Raw genomic sequence first — 17,688 nt, 5'->3', positions numbered from 1 at the left:
GAAGGACACCGGATGAACCTCTCCCGCCCCGCGCGGATCGCGCTGCGCACCGCGGCCGGGCTCGGCTTCGCCGTCATCTACCTGCCGCTGCTGCTCGTCCTCGTCGGCTCGCTCAACCCGGACCGCTCGGCGAGCTGGCCGCCGCCCGGGCTCACCCTGAAGTGGTGGTCGGCGGCCTGGGCGAACGACGGCGCGCGCGAGGCCCTGTGGACCTCGGTCCGGGCGGGTCTCGCGGCGACCGCGGTCGCGCTGGTGCTCGGCACGCTGATCGCCTTCGCCGTGCAGCGGCACGCGTTCTTCGGGCGGGAGGCGGTGTCGTTCGCGGTGGTGCTGCCGATCGCGCTGCCGGGCATCGTCACCGGCATCGCGCTCAACTCCGCCTTCGGCACCGTCCTCGAACCCCTGGGGGTGGGGCTCGGCCTGTTCACGGTGATCGTCGGGCACGCCACGTTCTGCATCGTGGTGGTCTTCAACAACGTGGTCGCCAGGCTGCGCCGGCTGCCGGGTTCGTACGAGGAGGCGGCGATGGACCTGGGCGCGCACACCTTCCGCACCTTCTGGGACGTCACCTTCCCGCAGCTGCGCTCGGCGCTGCTCGCGGGCGGCCTGCTCGCCTTCGCCCTCTCCTTCGACGAGGTGGTGGTGACCACCTTCACCGCGGGCCCGGGAGTGCAGACCCTGCCGCTGTGGATCTTCGACAACATGACGCGACCTCAGCAGGCGCCCGTGGTGAACGTGGTGGCGGCGCTGCTCGTGCTGCTGTCGGTGATCCCGATCTACGCGGCGCAGCGGCTGTCCTCGGACACGACGGGCGGCGGGCGCGTCTGACCCGGTGACGGGCGCGTACCGGGTACGGGCCGGCTCAGCCGCCCGTCCTCGCGCCCCTGTCCCGGCTCCATTCCAGGGTGACCCGCAGGCTGGCGCTCGTGCTGCCCTGCACGACGAGGGCGGTCAGCCCTCCGCTGTCCAGGCCGAGCTGGCAGCCGAACTCGATCGTGGCCCGGTCGGGCGCGGCCCGGTGCAGGGCCTCGCCGAGCTGCCCGGCGAAGGACGACAGGGCGTCGGTGACCGCCGAGAGATCGGGCAGCCGGCGGCCGATGCCCTCCAGTCCCCCGTCCTCCGTCCAGCCGGCCGCCGCGGCGGTGAGGGGTTCCGCCTCCACGTAGAGCACGCCTTCGGCGAGTTCGACCCTGGTGATCTCCGTCATCGTGACTCCTCGGTGTGTGGTCAGAGGGCGGGCCGGAGCGCGCTGCCGTCGGGCCCCGCGCCGGAGGCGCCGGAGCCCGCGGCCCCGGTGGCCGGGTCCCCCGTCCCCGCGCCGGAGCCGAAGGCGCTGCCGCGGCGCCATTCGGGCCAGCTCAGGTTCCAGTCGCCGTAGCCGTTGTCGAAGGGCGTCATCGGCTTGCCGTATCCGTTGATCACGCGCACGACGTCGCCCTCGCGGACGGTACGGAACAGCCAGGCGGCGTCCTCCGTGCTCATGCCGGTGCAGCCGTGGCTGACGTCCTCGCTGCCCTGGGCGTCCAGCGACCAGGGGGCGGCGTGCAGGTACTCGCCGCTCCACGTCACCCGGGTGGCCCAGCGGACCTTCAGGTCGAAGAAGTCGCTGCTGCCGCGGGCGATGCCGATGGAGTCGCCGCGCATGCGGACCATGGGCTCCTTGCCGAGGACGACCTTGACGCCGCCTCGGGTCCGGTAGCCGGCCTTGCCGGTGGTGACGGGGATGGTGCGGACGACCTCGCCGTCGCGCAGCACGGTCAGGGTGTGCGCGGCGACGTCGGTGACGGCCTCGATCCGGTCGCCGGTGGTCAGGGTGAGGGAGGCGGAGGGCCCGCCGTAGAGGTGGCCGGCGACCCGGACCCCGTCGAGCGCGCTGCGGACGCTGACGGTCGCGCGAGCGGGCCAGAAGTCGCGCGGGCGGTAGTGGAGGGTGGTGGGTCCGACCCAGTGCCACGCTCCTTCGACGCGTGGCTCCGAGCTGACGTGCAGAGCGCGTTCGACGGCTCGGCGGGCGTCGGGGTCGGTGGCGGGAACGGGGTGGCTGAGTTCGGCGGTGAGCGGCTGTCCCACTCCGTACGTGCCGCCGCCGGGCCCGAATGCGGCGGTGAGGCGCTCGCCCTCGGGCGCGGCCGGAGTGCTCAGGGAGAGCCGGGCGTGGTGGAATCGCTGCCGTCCGCCGTCGGTGCGTTCGACGACGAGGCGTGCGGTGTAGCGGCCGTCGGCGGGGAGCGGCGCCGCGCCGGTCCATCGGCGGCCGTCGGGGCTCACCCGGCCGGCCACGCGGCGGCCCTTGTGGTCGGTGACGTTCACGTCGGCGAGCCGCCCGGCGGTGCGCAGGGTGAGTTCGACGGGTCCGGCGGCACGGTCGTCGAAGGCAAGGGTCCGGCCGTCGAGGTCGACGTTGCGCCGGGGCGTGGTGCACAGGGCGCCGGTGGTGGGGCAGCTGGTGACGGCCAGCTGCACGGCGGCGTCGGGCGGGCCTCCGGCCGGTGCGCCCACGGCGGTGTGCTGGGCCGCCTGGAGCGCGAGCACGGCTCCGACCGCGGCGGACAGCGCGGTCCAGCCCTTGACGTTCCTGATGCTGCTCGCGCGTGACGACACGTCGGACGTCCACCCCTTCTCGCACCGGCGCCGGCCTGCTCTGTCCGGTGCATCAAAACGGATCAGGGGCGGAAAAGATGATCAACTGACCGGGCGTGGCGCGTGAGAGGCCCCCGAGACGACTCGAAAGCACCAACGGCCCGGGCTCAACGCGGCACCTCGGGCAGTTCCTCGCCCGTCTCCAGGAGCGACTTCAGGCTGGCGACGATCGCCGGCCAGCCCTCGCCGACCAGGCTCCGGATGGTGCCGCCGGGTTTGAGGTCGTCATGGACGACGGACAGTTTCACCATGTCCCCGGCCGGTTCGATGGTGTACGTGACCTTGGAGCGCCCCTCGTCCACGAGCCGGGCGAAGAGCTCGTCGCCGATGCCGACGGCCTGCGCCCATTCGGGTGTGAAGGTGTGCCAGGTGTACGAGAGCACCCGGCCGGGCTCGGCGACGAGCACGACCTGTTCCGGGTCGGCGGTGGTGCGTCCGCCCTCCTCCCAGACCATCGGCGAGCCGACGGCCCAGTCGGTCTCGAAGGCCACGCCCCAGTAGCGGCGGGTGAGGCCGGGATCGGTCAGCGCCTTCCACAGCTCGTCGGGCGTGGTGCGGATGTACGTCGTGTACACGAACGCCTTGCTGTCGCTGCCGCGACGGCCGGCGCCGGTGCCGGTGCCACTGTTGTCACTGCTGTCCATCGGAGCTGCTCCATTGCTGACGTCGGATCGACGGCCGTGCGGGCTGCCGCGGTCGCGTTCAGGTCCGCAGGGCCGCCGCCACGAGCCCCTCGATCGCCTCGGTCCCCCCGCTCACCGCCTCCTCTCCGGCGACCACGCGGTCCAGGACCAGTCCGTCCACGCAGGCGAGCAGGCTCAGTGTGCGGGCCTCGGGGTCCGCGACGCCCCGCGCGGCGAGGAAGGCCCGTACCGCGTCGCGCCCCGGGTTCTCCCTCGGCACCAGGATGTCGCGCAGTTCGGGGTCTCGCACGCTCTCCAGCACGCAGGCGTAGCGGGCGAGCGAGCGGCGCCGCCCCTCGCCCCGGGTCCGGGCGGCGACGAGCGCGGCGAGCCCCTGGACGAGGTCCTCGGCCGTCCGGAGTACGGGGGCGCGCTCGGCGGCCGCCACCAGTTCGGCCTGGTCGAGCTCGACGAGCCGCCGCACGAGGGCGGTGAGCAGGGCGGACCGGGTGCGGAAGTACGCGGACGTCGTTCCGGCCGGCAGGCCCGCCGCCGCGTCGACCGCCCGGTGGGTGAGGCCCCGCATCCCGGCGTCGGCGAGGACGTCGAGCGCGGCGTCGGCGAGCAGGGTGCGGCGGGGATTCTGGGAAGTCACCCCCTCTTTCTACACCTGTAGAGGGGTGGCGTTAGGCTTCTACAGATGTAGAAGTCTTCGGGGAAGCCCGGGAGCAGCAGCACGGGAAGGGATACGGACCATGGGACACACCGCCGTCGTCGTGGGCGCCGGGATCGGCGGCCTCGCCGCCGCCGTCGGACTCCAGCGCATCGGGTGGGAGGTGGCGGTCGTCGACCGTTCACCCGTGCTCGCCGACGCCGGTGCGGGGATCTCGCTCGCCGCCAACGGCGTCCGGGCCCTGGACGTGCTCGGCGTCGGCACCGCCGTACGGGCCGCCGGGCACGGCCAGTACACCGGCGGCACCCGGACACCACGCGGCTCCTGGCTGGCCCGCATGGACGGCGCCGCCCTCGAACGCGCCCTCGGCTCGCCCATCGTGGGCATTCCGCGCGCGGAGCTCCACCGGCTGCTGCGCGAGGCACTGACCCCCGGGACGCTGCGCACGGGCGTGACGGCGGCGGCCGCGGAGCCGCTGCGCGGCGGACGGGCGCGGGTGCGCTTCGGCGGGGCGCAGCCCGTAACCGCCGACGACAAGGGACCGCAGCCCGCTGAGCTGCCGGAAGCCCTGGAGGCGGACCTGGTCGTGGCCGCCGACGGGATCGGCAGCCGCCTGCGCACGGCCCTCTTCCCCGCCCATCCCGGCCCCGTGCACAGCGGCTCGACCGTCCTGCGGGCGATCACGGACCGCCCCGTGGACCTCCGTACCGACTTCGAGATCACCTGGGGCCGCGGGGCCGAGTTCGGTCACATCGCGTTCGCCGACGGACGTGCCGAGTGGCACGCGGTGCTCAACGCGCCCGCGGGTGTGCGCCATGCCGATCCCCTCGCCGTGCTGCGCCGGCGCTTCGCCCGCTGGCACGAGCCGATCCCCGAGCTGCTGGCCGCGACGCTCCCCGAGGCCGTCCTCCACCACGACATCGCCGAACTGGCCACTCCCCTGCCTTCCTTCGTCTCCGGGCGGGTGGTGCTGCTCGGAGACGCCGCCCACGCCATGACCCCGAACCTCGGCCAGGGCGCCTGCCAGGCCCTGGAGGACGCCGTCGTGCTCGCCGCCGAGCTCGACGGGGCGCCGGACGTCGACGCCGCGCTCGCCCGCTACGACGCCGGACGGCGGCCGCGGACCACGGCCGTGGCCATGGCGGCCCGCCGGGCCGGACGGATGGGCCAGCAACTCGACCACCCGCTCGCCGTGCCACTGCGCAACGCGCTGCTGCGGCTCGCCCCGAGTGGCGTGGCGGTGCGCGCGATCCTGCGGCACGCTGCCTGGAACCCGCCCCTCACCAGGTCTTTCTCGGGTGAATAGGTGTGGAGGAACATATTCAACGGACTGCTACTTTGTCCGGATGTCTCTCAAGCACGCGGTCCTGGCGGCTCTCCTGGAGGGCGAGGCGTCGGGGTACGACCTGGCCAAGCTCTTCGACGTGTCCGTGGCCAACTTCTGGGCGGCCACGCCGCAACAGCTCTACCGGGAGCTCGACCGGCTCTCCGAGGCCGGTCTCATCGCGGCCCGGGTGGTGCTGCAGGAACGCCGGCCCAACAAGCGCATGTTCACCCTCACCGACGCCGGTCTCGCGGACCTCGTCGCGTACACCGCGCACCCGCCGAAGCCGACGGCGGTCCGCGACGAGCTGCTGGTCCAGGTCCAGGCGTGCGACGCGGGAGACACGGCGGCGGTACGCGCGCACGTACGGGAGCGGATGGAGGCGGCGCGCGGGAAGCTCGCGCGCTACGAGCGGATGCGCGAGCGGATGCTCGACGGGCGGGACGAGGACACGTACCTCCGCGAGGCGGACCGGATCGGACCGTTCCTGACCCTGCTGCGCGGCATGGCGTTCGAGGAGGAGAACATCCGCTGGGGCGAACGGGCCCTGGCGGTCCTCGCCGAACGCGAGACACGGCGAACGGCGGGGCGGACGGCCTGACGGGCGGCGGGGGCGGGGCGGCCCGGCAGGCGGCGGGGCGAGACGGTCTCCCGGACGGCGGGGCCCGGACGGGAAGCCGGCGGCCTGGCCCGGAGGCGAGGAACAGCAGCCCGGGCCAGGCAGGTGATCCATCGGCTTGCCTATGCTGACCGCCGTGAGCGACAGGAAGCAGCATGGCCCGGCTGACGGCTCCGGATCCAGGCCTGAAAGCAGGCCCGGGCCCAAGGCGGGTCGCCGGTCACGCCCCCGCCCGGCGCCCCGACCCGCCGGTCCTCCGGACCCGTCCGTGCCCCGGCCGGACGCCGGAACGCCGCCGCAGCCGCGCGGGCCGCTCGACCTCTCGCTGCTCCGCACCTTCCTGGCCGTGCACCGAACGGGTTCGTTCACGGCCGGCGCCCGACTGCTGGGCCTGTCGCAGCCCACCGTCACCACCCAGATCCGGGCGCTCGAACGGCGCCTCGACCGCGAGCTCTTCGAGCGCGGCCCGCGCGGCGTGGCGCCGACGCCGTACGCGGACGATCTCGCCGCCCAGGTCGCGGGCCCGATCGACGCACTCGCCACGGTCGCGGACTGCGGTCTCGACGGCGCCCCGCCGGCGCCGCAGCCGGTGCACCTCGCGGGGCCCGCCGAGTTCCTGTCGCTCTGCGCGCTGCCCGCGCTGGCGCCGCTGGTGGGCGAAGGGATCCGGCTCCAGGTCACGCTGGGGCTCACCGACGAACTGCTCGACGGGCTGCGGGCCGGGCACCACGACCTGGTGGTGGCGACGCAGCGGCCGCGCGGCAGGGCCCTGGCCTCGGTGCCGCTCGTCGACGAGGAGTTCGTCCTGGTCGCCTCGCCCGAGTGGGCACGGCGGATCGGCCCCGGCGCGGTGGCGGCGGACGGTCCCGCCGCGCTGCACGACGTCCCCATGGTGATGTACGCCGCCGACCTGCCGATCGCCCGGCGCTACTGGCGACACGTCTTCGGGCGCCGCCTGACCGGCGAGGCCGCGGTCACCGTGCCCGACCTGCGAGGAGTCCTGGCGGCCGTGTCGGCGGGGGCCGGCTTCGGGGTGCTGCCGCGCTATCTGTGCCGTGCCGAGCTTGCCGCGGGCCGGCTGACGGCCTTGCTCGATCCGGAGGATCCGCCGATCAACACGTCGTTTCTGGTCCAGCGGCCGGGCACGCCGGAGAACCCCCATGTGGCGCTCGTACGGGACCGGCTGCTGCGGGCCGCGCGGTCCTGGTGACGGGCACCCCTACCCCGAGCTCCCTACCGTGGGGTAACGTCCGCTCGTATGAACGTCGGTGACATCGTCGAGGACTTCACCCTTCCGGATGAAACGGGGCAGCCCCGTTCCCTGTCCGGGCTGCTGGTCGACGGTCCCGTCGTCCTCTTCTTCTACCCGGCGGCGCTCACGCCGGGCTGCACCGCCGAGGCCTGCCACTTCCGGGACCTCGCGGGCGAGTTCCGGGCGGCCGGCGCACGGCCGGTCGGCATCAGTCCGGACGAGGTGGCGCGCCAGCAGGAGTTCGCCGACCGCCACTCGCTCGGCTATCCGCTGCTCTCGGACGCGTCCGGCGAGATACGGGACCGGTTCGGAGTGAAGCGCGGCTTCTCGCTCGCGCCGACGAAGCGGGTCACCTTCGTCATCGACCAGGACCGCAGGGTCCTGGAGGTGGTCAGAAGCGAGCTGCGGATGAGCGCGCACGCGGACAAGGCGCTCGCGGCGCTGCGCACGCGGAAGGCCTGAGCGCGCGGGATCGGGGCCTTGGGCCACGGAGGTCACACCCATCGGAACACGGCGGCCGCGCGGCCGCACCCGGAGCGGATCACGACATGCGGGCCCACGAGGGTTCGGTGAGACTCGCTGTACGCGAGGCCGACCAGGCCGCGCCGGGAACGGAGTTTCGGCATGGACGACTATCCCCTGCTCAACCTCTTCTGGACCATGCTCTGGTTCTTCCTGTGGATCATGTGGCTGTTCCTGCTGTTCAAGATCATCACGGACATCTTCCGTGACCACGAGCTGAGCGGCTGGGGCAAGGCGGGCTGGCTGATCTTCTGCATCGTGCTGCCCTACCTCGGGGTGCTCGTGTACGTCATCGCCCGAGGCAAGGGCATGAGCCGGCGTGACGTCAAGCAGGCCAGGGACGCCGAGGCGGCGTTCCAGGACTACATCCGCAAGACGGCGGGCACGCCCGCGGCGGCCGGCGGTACCGGTCAGGGCAGCGGCGTGGACGAGCTGGCCCGGCTCGCGGACCTCAGGGACAGGGGCGCCATCACGGACGAGGAGTTCGAGAGGGCGAAGGCCAAGGTCCTGTCCTGATCCGTCCACAGGGCGGCGAGGAGGAGGAACCGTCCCGGCTGTCCCCGTCGCTGCTGCGCGACGTGATGGCCGCGCCGGGCCGGCTTCCGGAGTCGCTCGCCGTGTTCGCGCAGCGCCGCCTCGGTCCGGCAGCGGACCGGGCGGTGCGGCGGCTGCACGCCGCCAGACCGGACGCGAGCTCCGACGAGCTGCGCACCCGTGTGGTGGCGCGCGGCGTCCGCACGGCCTCCGCCGAGGGCGCGTTCGTGGGCGGGCCCTTCATCCTGTTCGTCCCGTTCGCTTTCTGTGCGGCGCTGCTGTCGCAGGCGCGGACGGTGCTCGAACTGGCGGCGCTGGAGGGCAAGGACCCGACGGATCCCGCGCGGACCGCCGAACTGCTCGTTCTCCAGGGGGTGTACGAGGACACGGACGCCGCCCGCATCGCGCTGGCCGAGCCGACCGCCCAGGGCGCACCGGAAGGCGGGGCCGGGAAGCGGCCGGGCCGGCTGGCCGCCCTGTGGGAGCTGGTCATGCGCATGGCGCGGCTGCTGGGGCTGATCACGCCGACGGAGAGCCAGGCGGGGCGGCTGGTGCGGATCGGCCAGTGGGCGCTGGTGGGGGCGGTGTTCCTGGTCGGTCTCGTCGCGCCGCTGGTGTGGCTGCCGTATCTGGCCTTCAGCTATCGGCGTTCGACGCTGGCCCTGCTGGACCGGGCGGCGATCTTCTACGCGGGGGCGCCCGCCCCGCGCCGTCCCAACCGTTTCGACCCGGCGGTGATCGGTGCTGTGGCGCGGGCGGTGTTCTCGCTGCTCGTGTCCCTGATCGGGGTGGCGGTCGTCGTGGGCGCGGACCTGCACATCGCGGGCGGGCGGTGGCCGGTGCTGGGCATCGTCCTGGTCAGCAGCTCGGTCCTGGTCGGCGGCTGGTGGGTCTGGCGCCGGCGGAAACGCGGGCGGCGCTGACCGCGAGGCATCTCAAGGCCACACCACCCCTCCCCTCCACTCCTCCCCCTAATGCGAATCTGAAATACGCCTTTGATACGGTCGGGGCGTGCGGTTGACGAAATTCACCGACCTGGCACTGCGGGCCGTGATGCGCCTCGCGGTCGCCGGGCAGCACACCTACCCCACCACCCGCGAGGTGGCGGAGTCCATGGTCGTCCCCTACGCCCATATGGCGAAGGTGGTCACCAGGCTGCAGCACCTCGGGGTCGTCGAGGCGCGCCGCGGGCGCGGCGGAGGCCTGGCCCTCACGGAGCTCGGCCGCCGGTCGTCGGTGGGCTGGCTGACGCGGACGCTGGAGGGCGACGACGAGGTCGTGGCCTGCGAGGGCGATCCGCCGTGCCCGCTGCGGACGGCCTGCCGGCTGCGCGGCGCGCTGCGCGAAGCGCAGGAGGCGTTCTACCGCACGCTGGACCCGCTGACCGTCGCCGATCTGGTGGAGTCTCCCACGGGGCCGGTGCTCGTCACCCTGTCCGGGCGCCGCCCCGGCGACTGATCCCCCTCACCCCCTTCTCGACTCCCGCCCTGCCCGGGCGGCCCCGTCACCCCGTTAAATACGTAAATCATCTACCAGTTATGGAGGCGTCATGCTGTCCGAGCAGGCCACGCCGGTCATCCGTGCCACCCTTCCCGCCGTCGGCGGCGCGCTCGACGAGATCACCGAGCGTTTCTACGCGGGAATGTTCGCCGCCCGTCCCGAGCTGCTGCGGGACCTGTTCAACCGCGGCAACCAGGCCACCGGCGACCAGCGCAGGGCACTGGCCGGCTCCATAGCCGCCTTCGCCCGAGCACTGCTGGACAGTCCCGACACCCGGCCCGACGTGATGCTGTCGCGGATCGCCCACAAGCACGCCTCGCTCGGCGTCACGTCGGAGCAGTACAAGGTGGTCCACGAGCACCTCTTCGCCGCGATCGTCGATGTCCTCGGCGAGGCAGTGACGCCCGAGGTCGCGCAGGCCTGGGACGAGGTGTACTGGCTGATGGCCAACGCGCTGATCGCCCTGGAGGCGCGTCTGTACCAGGAGCGGGGCGTCACCGAGGGTCAGGTCTGGGAGTCGATGGAGATCGCCGGGCGGCACGAGGAGACCGCCGACACCGTCTCCTTCACGCTCCGCCACCCGGACGGGCGTCCGGCCGCGCCCTTCCGGCCGGGCCAGTACGTCAGCGTCCAGGTCACCCTGCCCGACGGCGCCCGGCAGATCCGCCAGTACAGCCTCTCCGCCGCGCCGGGCCGCCCCGAGTGGCGCATCACCGTCAAGCGCGTCGACGGCGACCCGGCCGGCGAGGTCTCCTCATGGCTGCACGCCCACGGACGGGTGGGTGACCTCGTCACCGTGTCGGCGCCGTTCGGCGACCTGGTGCTCCCCGAGGGCGACGGACCGCTGCTGCTCGCCTCCGCGGGCATCGGCTCCACGCCCATGCTGGCGATGCTGGACCACCTCGTCGCGACCGGTTCGACCCGGCCGGTGACCGTCGTCCACGCCGACCGCTCCCCGGCCGGCCACGCCCACCGCGAGGAGCTGCGCCGCCTGGTCGACGCGCTGCCGCAGGGCTCCCTGCACCTCTGGTACGAGGAGCCGGGCGCGACGGACGCCCACAGCGGCCGGGCGGACATCACCACGCTCGACCTGCCGGAAGGCCTGACCGCCTACCTCTGCGGCCCGCTCCCCTTCATGCGCGCGGTGCGCGGCGACCTGCTCGCCCGGGGCGTCGCGGCGGCGGACGTCCACTACGAGGTCTTCGGCCCCGACCTGTGGCTGGGCACGACGGCCTGATCCGGTCGGACTACGGCTGCGCCAGATCGCTCACCTGCACCGAGTCGCATCGGCGTGAGCCGCCTCACTGTGCAGTGAGGCGGCTCGGGGTGGCGGGGTTCAGCAGCCGGTGGACCAGATGTGGGAGTCGCCTCGGTCGTTGGCGGCGCCGTTGTAGCCGACCTCCTGGCCGGGGGCGAGACAGATCGTCATGGAGCCGCCCTGCCAGGCCGACTCGTAGACCCGGACGTAGTCCTTGATGCCCGGGCCGGAGATTCCGTGGTTGGCCCAGGAGGAGTCGTTGTCGGCGATCCAGCTCTCCCACCAGCCGTCGTCGCCGCTCCAGTTGGCTCGCTGACCACCGAAGTTGGAGTGCTCCCAGGCGCAGAAGTTGCCGGAGGGGCAGTCCGCGGCGGTGGCAGGTGTGGTCAGGGCGAGGCCGCCGGCGAGGGCGAGGAGGGCCGCGGTGGTCGGGCCGAGGAGTCGCTTCATGAAGCGTCGGTGCCTTTCTTCTGGGTGGGGTTCGCGGACAGCTCGGCTGCCCGCCGCAGTGCGCGGGCGCGCAGCTGCTCGTAGGTGGCGACCTGGTCGCGGTGGAGGGTGCGCACGGTGGCCAGTTCGGCGGGTTCGAGCCGGGCCCGTACGTCGGCGAGTCCGCTCTCGCGGGTGCAGCGTTCGGCGACGGCCGGGTCGGGGCGGCCGGTGCGGGGCCCGCCGGAGGGTGCGGCGCAGCGGGTCCAGCGGTCGAGGGCGGCCCGGTGCGCGGGATCGTCCTTCATCCGGGCCTGGGCCATGGCGCGCAGGTTGTCGACGGTGACCTGGGCGCGGAACCAGCGGGTCTGGTCGCCGTACAGCTCGGTGCGGGCCGAGGCCACGCAGCCGTCGCTGTTGGCGGTGACGGTGAGACCGGTGGCGAGGGTGAGGGAGAGCTCGCGGGGGTCGCTGCCGAAGAGTGCGGTCCGCAGGCGGCTGTCGGCGCCGGGCCCGGGTCCGGGGGCGGGGGCGCGCGCCTGGGAGGCCGGGGGCAGGGCAAGGCCCTGGGCGTCGAGGCACTCGGCGACGAGCCGTTGTTCGGCGGCCTTCAGGATCCGGTCCTGTTCCTGCCGGGTGGCGGGGGTGACGGGCGCCGCGGCCGATCCGGAGGGCGCGGCCGGGTCGGCGGAGCCGGGCTGCACGGTGGCGCAGCCGGCGAGGACGAGGGCGGCAGAGGCCGTGACGATCGCTCGGCGGGTCGCGTGGCGCATGGTTCCCCCTGGTGGCGGGCCTGGGCGGCGATGGCCGACGGTGTGATCACCGCCGTTTCGTGGCGATCAATGCCCGGTGCCGGACCGGCCATGCGAAGGGCCGCGGCGACTCACTCGAAGGGGTCGAACGCGCCGGAGTGCGCGCCGCCAACAGGGTGTTCGGAGAGCTCTCGGTTCGCGGCCGCGGACACCGTCCGGAGCCGGCGGGCAGCGGCTACGACAAAGCCCCGGTTGGACGGGGGGTTCCAACCGGGGCCGACTGCCGTGACGGATGAAGGGCGGTCACCTCTGGGGGGACCTGGGGACCGGGCCCCTTCGGCGTCACATAAGGATGAACGGTAAACCTTCACCCATTGTTCCGCCTTGCGCCAGGTGCCGTATGTGAGTCACCTCACCCCGATTGGTCCGTTCAGTCGTCCTTCTCCGGGCGGTAGACGGACCCGGGCTCCGCCTTGCCCGGCGCGAGCAGCTGCGGCACCGTGACGAAGGTGTAGCCGCGGCGCTTGAGCTCGTCGATGATCCCCGGCACGGCCGGGACCGTTCCGTCGTAGATGTCGTGGAGCAGGATGATGCCGTCGCCGTGGGCCTGGTCGAGCACCCGCTGGCGTATGAGGGCGGTGTCGTCGGTGGAGTAGTCCTTGGCGGTGATGCTCCACAGGACCTGGGCCAGGCCGAGTTCCCGGCTCACGTCGGAGACGGTGTCGTCGGTGCGACCCTGCGGCGGGCGCATGAGGGTGGGCTTGCGGCCGGTGATCCGGGCGATGGCGTCCTGGGTGCGCGAGAGCTCGTCCCGGACCTCGGCGGCGTCGAGATCCGTGAGGATGCGGTGGGTCCAGGTGTGGTTGGCGACCTCGTGGCCCTCGTCCGCGATGCGCCTGACGACCTCGGGGTAGCGGTCGACGTGCTTCTTGCCGAGCAGGAAGAAGGTCGCCGGAACCTGCTTCTCCTTGAGTATGTCGAGCAGACGGGGAGTGTCCTTGCCCGGTCCCGCGTCGAAGGTGAGGGCGATGCACTTGACCTTGGCGCAGTCCACCGCGCCGGCCGTCGTCCCGGCCTTGCCGTCCGTGCCCGCCTTGCCGCGCGCTTCCTCCGGGGTGACGGTGTCGGCGGAGCAGCCGGTGAGGGCGACGACCAGCGACGCGGCGGCGAGCAGGGCGAGGGCCGGCGCCCTGCGCCGGCCCGGCTTGGTTCGGAACATGTACGACCCGCTTTCCCCGGAAGTGTGGTGCGAATGACTCATGCGACGCCAAGGGCCCACGCCTGGTCATGGCGGGGCCCTGCGGCTCGCCGAGAACTCTACACACGGTGTATAGCCGGGGAGGCGCAGGGGTCGGGGCAGAGGTCGGGGCAAGCGAGAGCGGCATACGGAGCACTGCTCGACGCAACGCGCCTACAGAGGTCCGGTGCCGCAGCCGGCCTGTGCGGCGGGCATGGCGGCCCCGGGCGGCGCCCGTCCGCTCCGCCCGGGTGTCGGGGGCCCGGCAGGTCCCGCCCGTCAGCGGGAGGCGAGGAGGAGGCGCGCCTCGGTCTCCTGGTCACCGGAGACGGACTGCAGGGACTGGATGTCGAAGGAACGGGCCAGCACCTTCTCCACCTTGTCGACGGCGTGGTAACCGCCGGTGAGCAGCGCGCCGACCATGCCGGTGAGCGGAACGGGCGGGGATTCCTCGTGCCGGCCGCCGGCCGTGTCGAAGGTGGCCATCCAGACGGTGGCGGCGGGTGCGGTCGCCGCCTGCGGACCCGGCGTCGTGATGTCCTCGAGCTGGTAGGCGCGGTCGAGGACTTCGAAGACGGCCTGTGCGTCCTCCCGGCAGCACTCGCTCAGCTGCACGGTCACGTCGGTGTCGATGTGCAAGTCGTACACGGCGCTCATCTCCTCGTTAGACCGCTTCCAGCATCCCTCGCGGCGCGGCGGTGCGCGAGATCCCGCCACGGCGCGCCCGGTCCCGGCCGCAGGGTGGCGGATCCGCGGAGCGGGCAGCACGGTGGAAGGTGAGAGCGCGACCCGGGAGGCGACGTGGCGAAGGCGGGACACGAAGGAAAGGGCTCCGAGGAACCGGGTGCCGACGGCATGATCAAGGGCCGTCACGAGACGCCGGAGGAGCGGGCGGACCGGCGCTGGAACGAGCTGATGCAGGAGATCAGGGTTGCCCAGACGGGCGTACAGATCCTCTTCGGTTTCCTCCTCACCGTCGTCTTCACCCAGCGTTATCCGGAGCTGCCGGACACCGACCGGACGATCTACATCATCACGATCTGCCTGGGCTCCGCCGCGACCGGCGCCCTCATCGGCCCGGTCTCGTTCCACCGGCTGGTCGCCGGCCGCCGGATCAAGCCCCGCGCCGTGACCTGGGCCTCCCGCCTCACCTTCCTCGGCCTCGTGCTGCTCCTCGCCACCCTGGCCTGTGCGCTGCTGCTCGTCCTGCGCGTGGCCACCGGGGCGACGTTCGTGCCCTGGCTGGTCACCGGACTCGTCGCCTGGTACCTGCTGTGCTGGTTCGCCCTCCCGCTCTGGGTCCGCAGCCGCCACACCTCCGGCCCGCCGCACTGACGACCGACCCGTCCGACAGCTGACGAAGGCCGCGTCACGCGGTCGCCAGCACCGCTTCCACCGTGTCCGCCTCCGAGGCGGGCTTGTCCGGGCGGTGGCGGATCACCCGGGCGAAGCGGAGAGTGACCCCGGCCGGGTAACGCGTGGAGCGCTGGAGGCCGTCGAAGGCGATCTCGACGACGAGTTCCGGGCGGACGCGGACGGTGTAGCCGTCGTCCGAGACGGCGAGCTCGGTGAGGCGCTCCGTCTGCCAGCGCAGCATCTCGTCGGTGAGCCCCTTGAAGGTCTTGCCCAGCATCACGAAGGTGCCGTCGGCCGCACGGGCGCCCAGGTGGAGGTTGGAGAGGAAGCCCGTGCGGCGGCCGTGCCCGCGCTCGGCGGCGAGGATGACGAGGTCGAGGGTGTGGACGGGTTTCACCTTCAGCCAGGTGCGGCCCCTGCGGCCCGCGACGTACGGCGCGTCGACGGCCTTCACGAGGACGCCCTCGTGGCCGCGGGCGAGGGTGTCGCGGAAGAAGCGCTCGGCCGCGTCGACCGCCACCGGGTCCTCCGGGTCCTCGACCACCGTCCGGCGCACCCGCAGCGGATCGGGCAGCAGCCGGGCCAGGACGGCATTCCGCTCACGGCCCGGGCGGTCGACCAGGACCTCGCCGTCCGCCGCGAGCACGTCGAAGAAGACGGGCGACACGGGCAGCGCGGCCTGCGCCGTGGACACGTCGACCCGGGAGCCCACACGGGAGGCGATGTCCTGGAAGGCCAGCGGCCGGCCCGTCGCGGGATCGAGCGCGATGACCTCGCCGTCCAGGACCAGTCCGTCGCCCGCCGCCTCCAGGGCGGTGGCGACCACCTCGGGCAGCCGGTCGGTGATGTCGTCGAGGGACCGGGTGTAGACCCGGACCTGAGCGCCGCGGCGGTGCACCTGGACGCGGATGCCGTCGAGCTTCTCCTCCACCGCGCACGGCCCGAGCGCGGCCACCGCCTCACTCACACTGCCCGCGGTGTGGGCGAGCATCGGCTGCACGGGACTGCCGACCCTCAGGGTGAAGGTTTCCAGCGCGCCGGCACCCTCGGCGAGCACCGCCCGCGCCACCCGCGGCAGCGACCCTTCGAGCATGACGGCCCTCCGCAGGTCCTCGGCCGCCACCCCGGCCGCCCGTGCCACGCCTTCGAGGGCGACGGCATCGAGCGCGCCCTGCCGCACCTCGCCGGACAGCAGCCGCAGCAGGAACTCCTGTTCCGGCAGCGTCGCCGCCGCCATCAGATCCCGCACCAGGCCGAGCCGGCGGGCCTGCGCCCCGCTTCCCGCGACGGCTGCCAGCTCGGTCATCGCCGCGTCCGTACCGGACAAGGTGAGCACCGGCTGCCGCGCCGGCGGAACGGCCGGCGGCAGGACGTTCTTCAGCACGCTCCAGCCGACGCCGATCCGTCCCTGTGGAAGACTCCCGGACAGATAGGCGATGACGAGCGGACTCTCCTCGGGCTCGGCCTCCGCGAACAGTTCGGCGAGCAGTCCGATCTTCCGCGACCGCGCCGACGTGGCGGCGACCTGCCCCGACACCTCCGCGACTCGGGCAAGGAGCATGGGCCCATCGTGCCCGCGCGCACGCCGCCCCGCACCCCGGCCGGACCGTCACCCACCGGACCGCGGCGTGACCTCCTTCCGCCGGCGCAGCCGGTCGAGCAGGCTCCGCCGGACCCGCCTGCCGGGCGGACGCGTGACTCCCGCCGGACGGCCGGCCGGGAACGGCGGAGCAGCCGCGAACAGCACAGGTGCAGGAGGACCTGAAGGACCCGAAGGACCCGAAGGACCTGGAGCAGTTGCAGGAGCTGAAGGACCTTGAGGAGCTGAAGAGCCTGGAGGAGCTGAAGAGCCTGAAGAACCTGCAGGAGCTGATGGAGTCGGCGTAGCCGGTGTCGACACCACTGGGCGCGGAGTCCAACGGCCGGCACGAACGTCCATCGGGCCGAAGTCACCTGGTGACGGCGCACTCGCCATGGAACGGGAGCCCATCCGTGACCCGGCGTCCGACGGCATGCCCGGTCGTGGCGCCTCGCGCTCCGCGCGGGCCTCGTCCAGGGCGAGGCCGAGGCTCATCCGATGCCAGAGGATCTCGTCGGGATCGTCGGCGAGCATCAGCCGGTCGGCGATCTCCCGGGCCGCGGGGGCGTTCGGCCGCCACATCGGCGGCGCCGGCCTGAGGCGGTGCAGGTAGACCCGTTCGTAAGGATCGTCGACGACCTCGGCCACATGGGCCGGGTCGAGGAGCGAGGCGATGGCTGCCGTTCGGTCCCACGGGTCGCTGCTGGCTCTCAGCAGTGCGCCGAGCCGCCGGGCCCGCCAGTTCCTGGGCCGCCAGTCCTGGCGCTCTTCATCGGCCCTGGTCCGGACGTCGAGCGGCAGCCGTCCGGTGAGGAGTCGCGGATGGTTCAGCGCGAACTCCGCCAGCTCCGCGGCAGGGTAGAGCCAGACCACTGCCCGGTAGCGGTTGATGTAGAAGCGCACCGGACTGAAGTGACCCGTCCTCGCGAGGCGCGCGAACCGGTCCCGGGTGACCGCGAGCAGCTCGGCGCCCTCCGCCGTACCGACCGCCCTCACCCGCTCGCGCAGTCCTTCGGGAAAGTCCGGGGCGGCCTTGAGCCGCTCGATCTCCCCCCGGGGCACGCGACGCCGGGCCGGGTCCCCGTGGACGTCCGCGGTGCCGGGCGGCACCCCCGGCACCGTACGGACGATTCCCAGGTCGACCGCGAGCCGCAACTCGTCCCGCCGCAGCTCCAGTTCCCGCGCGGCCCGTGCCTGCGGCACCGGCAGCTCCGGCACATCCGGCAGCTCCGCCCACTGCGGTGCATCAGGCGCCCCGTCAGGCGGCCCCTCAGGCGGCTCCGCCAGGTCCGACGGCAACATCGACGGCATCGGTGGCGCCGGCGGCATCGGTGGCCACGGCGGCGTCGGCGTCATCCGTACGGCCTTCCGCATCCGTACCGTCTCCGTC

Annotated in this window: 20 protein-coding genes and 1 pseudogene; 11 read left to right on the top strand and 10 right to left on the bottom strand. The window is 73.3% G+C overall.

Translation table 11 applies throughout. The features are described from left to right. Positions 1–12 precede the first annotated feature (12 nt). Positions 13–828, top strand: a complete 816-nt coding sequence (locus ACFVGS_RS20050; RefSeq protein ID WP_384406797.1) for an ABC transporter permease — start codon at positions 13–15, stop codon at positions 826–828. Between the two features lie 34 nt (positions 829–862). Here ACFVGS_RS20050 and ACFVGS_RS20045 read toward each other — a convergent pair whose 3' ends face one another. From ACFVGS_RS20045 to ACFVGS_RS20030, 4 genes are all read right to left on the bottom strand, one after another. Beyond that, the gene (locus ACFVGS_RS20045; RefSeq protein WP_385693212.1) at positions 863–1,207 is read right to left on the bottom strand and encodes a CU044_2847 family protein; all 345 of its coding nucleotides are present in this window, start codon (positions 1,205–1,207) and stop codon (positions 863–865) included. Between the two features lie 20 nt (positions 1,208–1,227). Continuing rightward, positions 1,228–2,532, bottom strand: coding sequence for an Ig-like domain-containing protein (locus ACFVGS_RS20040; RefSeq protein WP_385693230.1), 1,305 nt, complete (start codon positions 2,530–2,532; stop codon positions 1,228–1,230). A gap of 215 nt (positions 2,533–2,747) precedes the next feature. Further along, the gene (locus ACFVGS_RS20035; RefSeq protein WP_385693211.1) at positions 2,748–3,284 is read right to left on the bottom strand and encodes an SRPBCC family protein; all 537 of its coding nucleotides are present in this window, start codon (positions 3,282–3,284) and stop codon (positions 2,748–2,750) included. A gap of 58 nt (positions 3,285–3,342) precedes the next feature. Continuing rightward, entirely contained in the window at positions 3,343–3,918 is a 576-nt protein-coding gene (locus ACFVGS_RS20030; protein WP_385693210.1) for a TetR/AcrR family transcriptional regulator, read from the bottom strand. Between the two features lie 100 nt (positions 3,919–4,018). Between ACFVGS_RS20030 and ACFVGS_RS20025 the strand changes: the two genes are divergently transcribed. From ACFVGS_RS20025 to ACFVGS_RS19990, 8 genes are all read left to right on the top strand, one after another. Then, positions 4,019–5,242: an FAD-dependent monooxygenase gene (locus ACFVGS_RS20025; RefSeq protein WP_384406805.1), complete on the top strand. Its 1,224-nt coding sequence runs from the start codon at positions 4,019–4,021 to the stop codon at positions 5,240–5,242. Between the two features lie 40 nt (positions 5,243–5,282). After that, complete coding sequence (locus ACFVGS_RS20020) at positions 5,283–5,861, top strand: PadR family transcriptional regulator (RefSeq protein WP_384406807.1); 579 nt, start codon at positions 5,283–5,285, stop codon at positions 5,859–5,861. Between the two features lie 286 nt (positions 5,862–6,147). After that, complete coding sequence (locus ACFVGS_RS20015) at positions 6,148–7,089, top strand: LysR family transcriptional regulator (RefSeq protein ID WP_385693209.1); 942 nt, start codon at positions 6,148–6,150, stop codon at positions 7,087–7,089. Positions 7,090–7,137: 48 nt separating this feature from the next. Next, positions 7,138–7,593: a peroxiredoxin gene (locus tag ACFVGS_RS20010; RefSeq protein WP_384406811.1), complete on the top strand. Its 456-nt coding sequence runs from the start codon at positions 7,138–7,140 to the stop codon at positions 7,591–7,593. Between the two features lie 162 nt (positions 7,594–7,755). After that, positions 7,756–8,169: an SHOCT domain-containing protein gene (locus tag ACFVGS_RS20005; RefSeq protein ID WP_384406813.1), complete on the top strand. Its 414-nt coding sequence runs from the start codon at positions 7,756–7,758 to the stop codon at positions 8,167–8,169. 62 nt (positions 8,170–8,231) lie between these two features. Then, positions 8,232–9,110, top strand: coding sequence for a hypothetical protein (locus tag ACFVGS_RS20000; RefSeq protein WP_384406815.1), 879 nt, complete (start codon positions 8,232–8,234; stop codon positions 9,108–9,110). 88 nt (positions 9,111–9,198) lie between these two features. Then, complete coding sequence (locus ACFVGS_RS19995; RefSeq protein WP_385693208.1) at positions 9,199–9,645, top strand: RrF2 family transcriptional regulator; 447 nt, start codon at positions 9,199–9,201, stop codon at positions 9,643–9,645. A 91-nt stretch (positions 9,646–9,736) separates the two neighbouring features. Then, positions 9,737–10,924: a globin domain-containing protein gene (locus ACFVGS_RS19990; protein ID WP_385693207.1), complete on the top strand. Its 1,188-nt coding sequence runs from the start codon at positions 9,737–9,739 to the stop codon at positions 10,922–10,924. A gap of 99 nt (positions 10,925–11,023) precedes the next feature. Here the strand turns inward: ACFVGS_RS19990 and ACFVGS_RS19985 are convergent, their stop codons facing one another. The 4 genes from ACFVGS_RS19985 to ACFVGS_RS19970 all read right to left on the bottom strand — a co-directional run bounded on the left by ACFVGS_RS19985 (position 11,024) and on the right by ACFVGS_RS19970 (position 14,020). Next, positions 11,024–11,395, bottom strand: coding sequence for a peptidase inhibitor family I36 protein (locus ACFVGS_RS19985; protein WP_384406824.1), 372 nt, complete (start codon positions 11,393–11,395; stop codon positions 11,024–11,026). Further along, on the bottom strand, positions 11,392–12,147 hold the full coding sequence (locus ACFVGS_RS19980; protein WP_385693206.1) for a hypothetical protein: 756 nt from the start codon (positions 12,145–12,147) through the stop codon (positions 11,392–11,394). Before ACFVGS_RS19980 ends, ACFVGS_RS19985 begins: the two co-directional genes overlap by 4 nt. 409 nt (positions 12,148–12,556) lie before the next feature. After that, positions 12,557–13,345 (bottom strand): polysaccharide deacetylase family protein, encoded by a 789-nt coding sequence (locus ACFVGS_RS19975; RefSeq protein ID WP_384406828.1) that lies wholly within the window; start codon positions 13,343–13,345, stop codon positions 12,557–12,559. Between the two features lie 297 nt (positions 13,346–13,642). Then, positions 13,643–14,020, bottom strand: coding sequence for a hypothetical protein (locus ACFVGS_RS19970; protein ID WP_384406830.1), 378 nt, complete (start codon positions 14,018–14,020; stop codon positions 13,643–13,645). A gap of 198 nt (positions 14,021–14,218) precedes the next feature. Between ACFVGS_RS19970 and ACFVGS_RS19965 the strand changes: the two genes are divergently transcribed. After that, positions 14,219–14,698: a DUF6328 family protein gene (locus tag ACFVGS_RS19965; RefSeq protein WP_384407266.1), complete on the top strand. Its 480-nt coding sequence runs from the start codon at positions 14,219–14,221 to the stop codon at positions 14,696–14,698. Positions 14,699–14,732: 34 nt separating this feature from the next. On the opposite strand, the gene ACFVGS_RS19960 is transcribed toward ACFVGS_RS19965, so the two are convergent. Then, complete coding sequence (locus tag ACFVGS_RS19960) at positions 14,733–16,280, bottom strand: ATP-dependent DNA ligase (RefSeq protein ID WP_385693205.1); 1,548 nt, start codon at positions 16,278–16,280, stop codon at positions 14,733–14,735. Positions 16,281–16,468: 188 nt separating this feature from the next. Here ACFVGS_RS19960 and ACFVGS_RS19955 point away from each other — a divergent pair, with 188 nt between their 5' ends. Next, positions 16,469–16,606, top strand: a complete 138-nt coding sequence (locus ACFVGS_RS19955; protein WP_385693231.1) for a hypothetical protein — start codon at positions 16,469–16,471, stop codon at positions 16,604–16,606. A gap of 190 nt (positions 16,607–16,796) precedes the next feature. Here the strand turns inward: ACFVGS_RS19955 and ACFVGS_RS19950 are convergent. Continuing rightward, positions 16,797–17,600: pseudogene (locus ACFVGS_RS19950) on the bottom strand (DUF6397 family protein); the annotation flags it as partial. Positions 17,601–17,688: the final 88 nt, after the last annotated feature.

This window comes from Streptomyces sp. NPDC127114, assembly GCF_042677525.1.
GTDB lineage: Bacteria > Actinomycetota > Actinomycetes > Streptomycetales > Streptomycetaceae > Streptomyces.
This window is presented reverse-complemented; position numbering and strand designations above follow the sequence as displayed.

Coding starts and splice junctions, on each gene's coding strand:
- ACFVGS_RS20045 (WP_385693212.1), bottom strand. CDS start 1,207: ATGACGGAGATCACCAGGGTCGAACTCGCCGAAGGCGTGCTCTACGTG.
- ACFVGS_RS19990 (WP_385693207.1), top strand. CDS start 9,737: ATGCTGTCCGAGCAGGCCACGCCGGTCATCCGTGCCACCCTTCCCGCC.
- ACFVGS_RS20035 (WP_385693211.1), bottom strand. CDS start 3,284: ATGGACAGCAGTGACAACAGTGGCACCGGCACCGGCGCCGGCCGTCGC.
- ACFVGS_RS20005 (WP_384406813.1), top strand. CDS start 7,756: ATGGACGACTATCCCCTGCTCAACCTCTTCTGGACCATGCTCTGGTTC.
- ACFVGS_RS19965 (WP_384407266.1), top strand. CDS start 14,219: ATGATCAAGGGCCGTCACGAGACGCCGGAGGAGCGGGCGGACCGGCGC.
- ACFVGS_RS19960 (WP_385693205.1), bottom strand. CDS start 16,280: ATGCTCCTTGCCCGAGTCGCGGAGGTGTCGGGGCAGGTCGCCGCCACG.
- ACFVGS_RS19985 (WP_384406824.1), bottom strand. CDS start 11,395: ATGAAGCGACTCCTCGGCCCGACCACCGCGGCCCTCCTCGCCCTCGCC.
- ACFVGS_RS19980 (WP_385693206.1), bottom strand. CDS start 12,147: ATGCGCCACGCGACCCGCCGAGCGATCGTCACGGCCTCTGCCGCCCTC.
- ACFVGS_RS20050 (WP_384406797.1), top strand. CDS start 13: ATGAACCTCTCCCGCCCCGCGCGGATCGCGCTGCGCACCGCGGCCGGG.
- ACFVGS_RS20020 (WP_384406807.1), top strand. CDS start 5,283: ATGTCTCTCAAGCACGCGGTCCTGGCGGCTCTCCTGGAGGGCGAGGCG.
- ACFVGS_RS19970 (WP_384406830.1), bottom strand. CDS start 14,020: ATGAGCGCCGTGTACGACTTGCACATCGACACCGACGTGACCGTGCAG.
- ACFVGS_RS20010 (WP_384406811.1), top strand. CDS start 7,138: ATGAACGTCGGTGACATCGTCGAGGACTTCACCCTTCCGGATGAAACG.
- ACFVGS_RS19975 (WP_384406828.1), bottom strand. CDS start 13,345: ATGTTCCGAACCAAGCCGGGCCGGCGCAGGGCGCCGGCCCTCGCCCTG.
- ACFVGS_RS20025 (WP_384406805.1), top strand. CDS start 4,019: ATGGGACACACCGCCGTCGTCGTGGGCGCCGGGATCGGCGGCCTCGCC.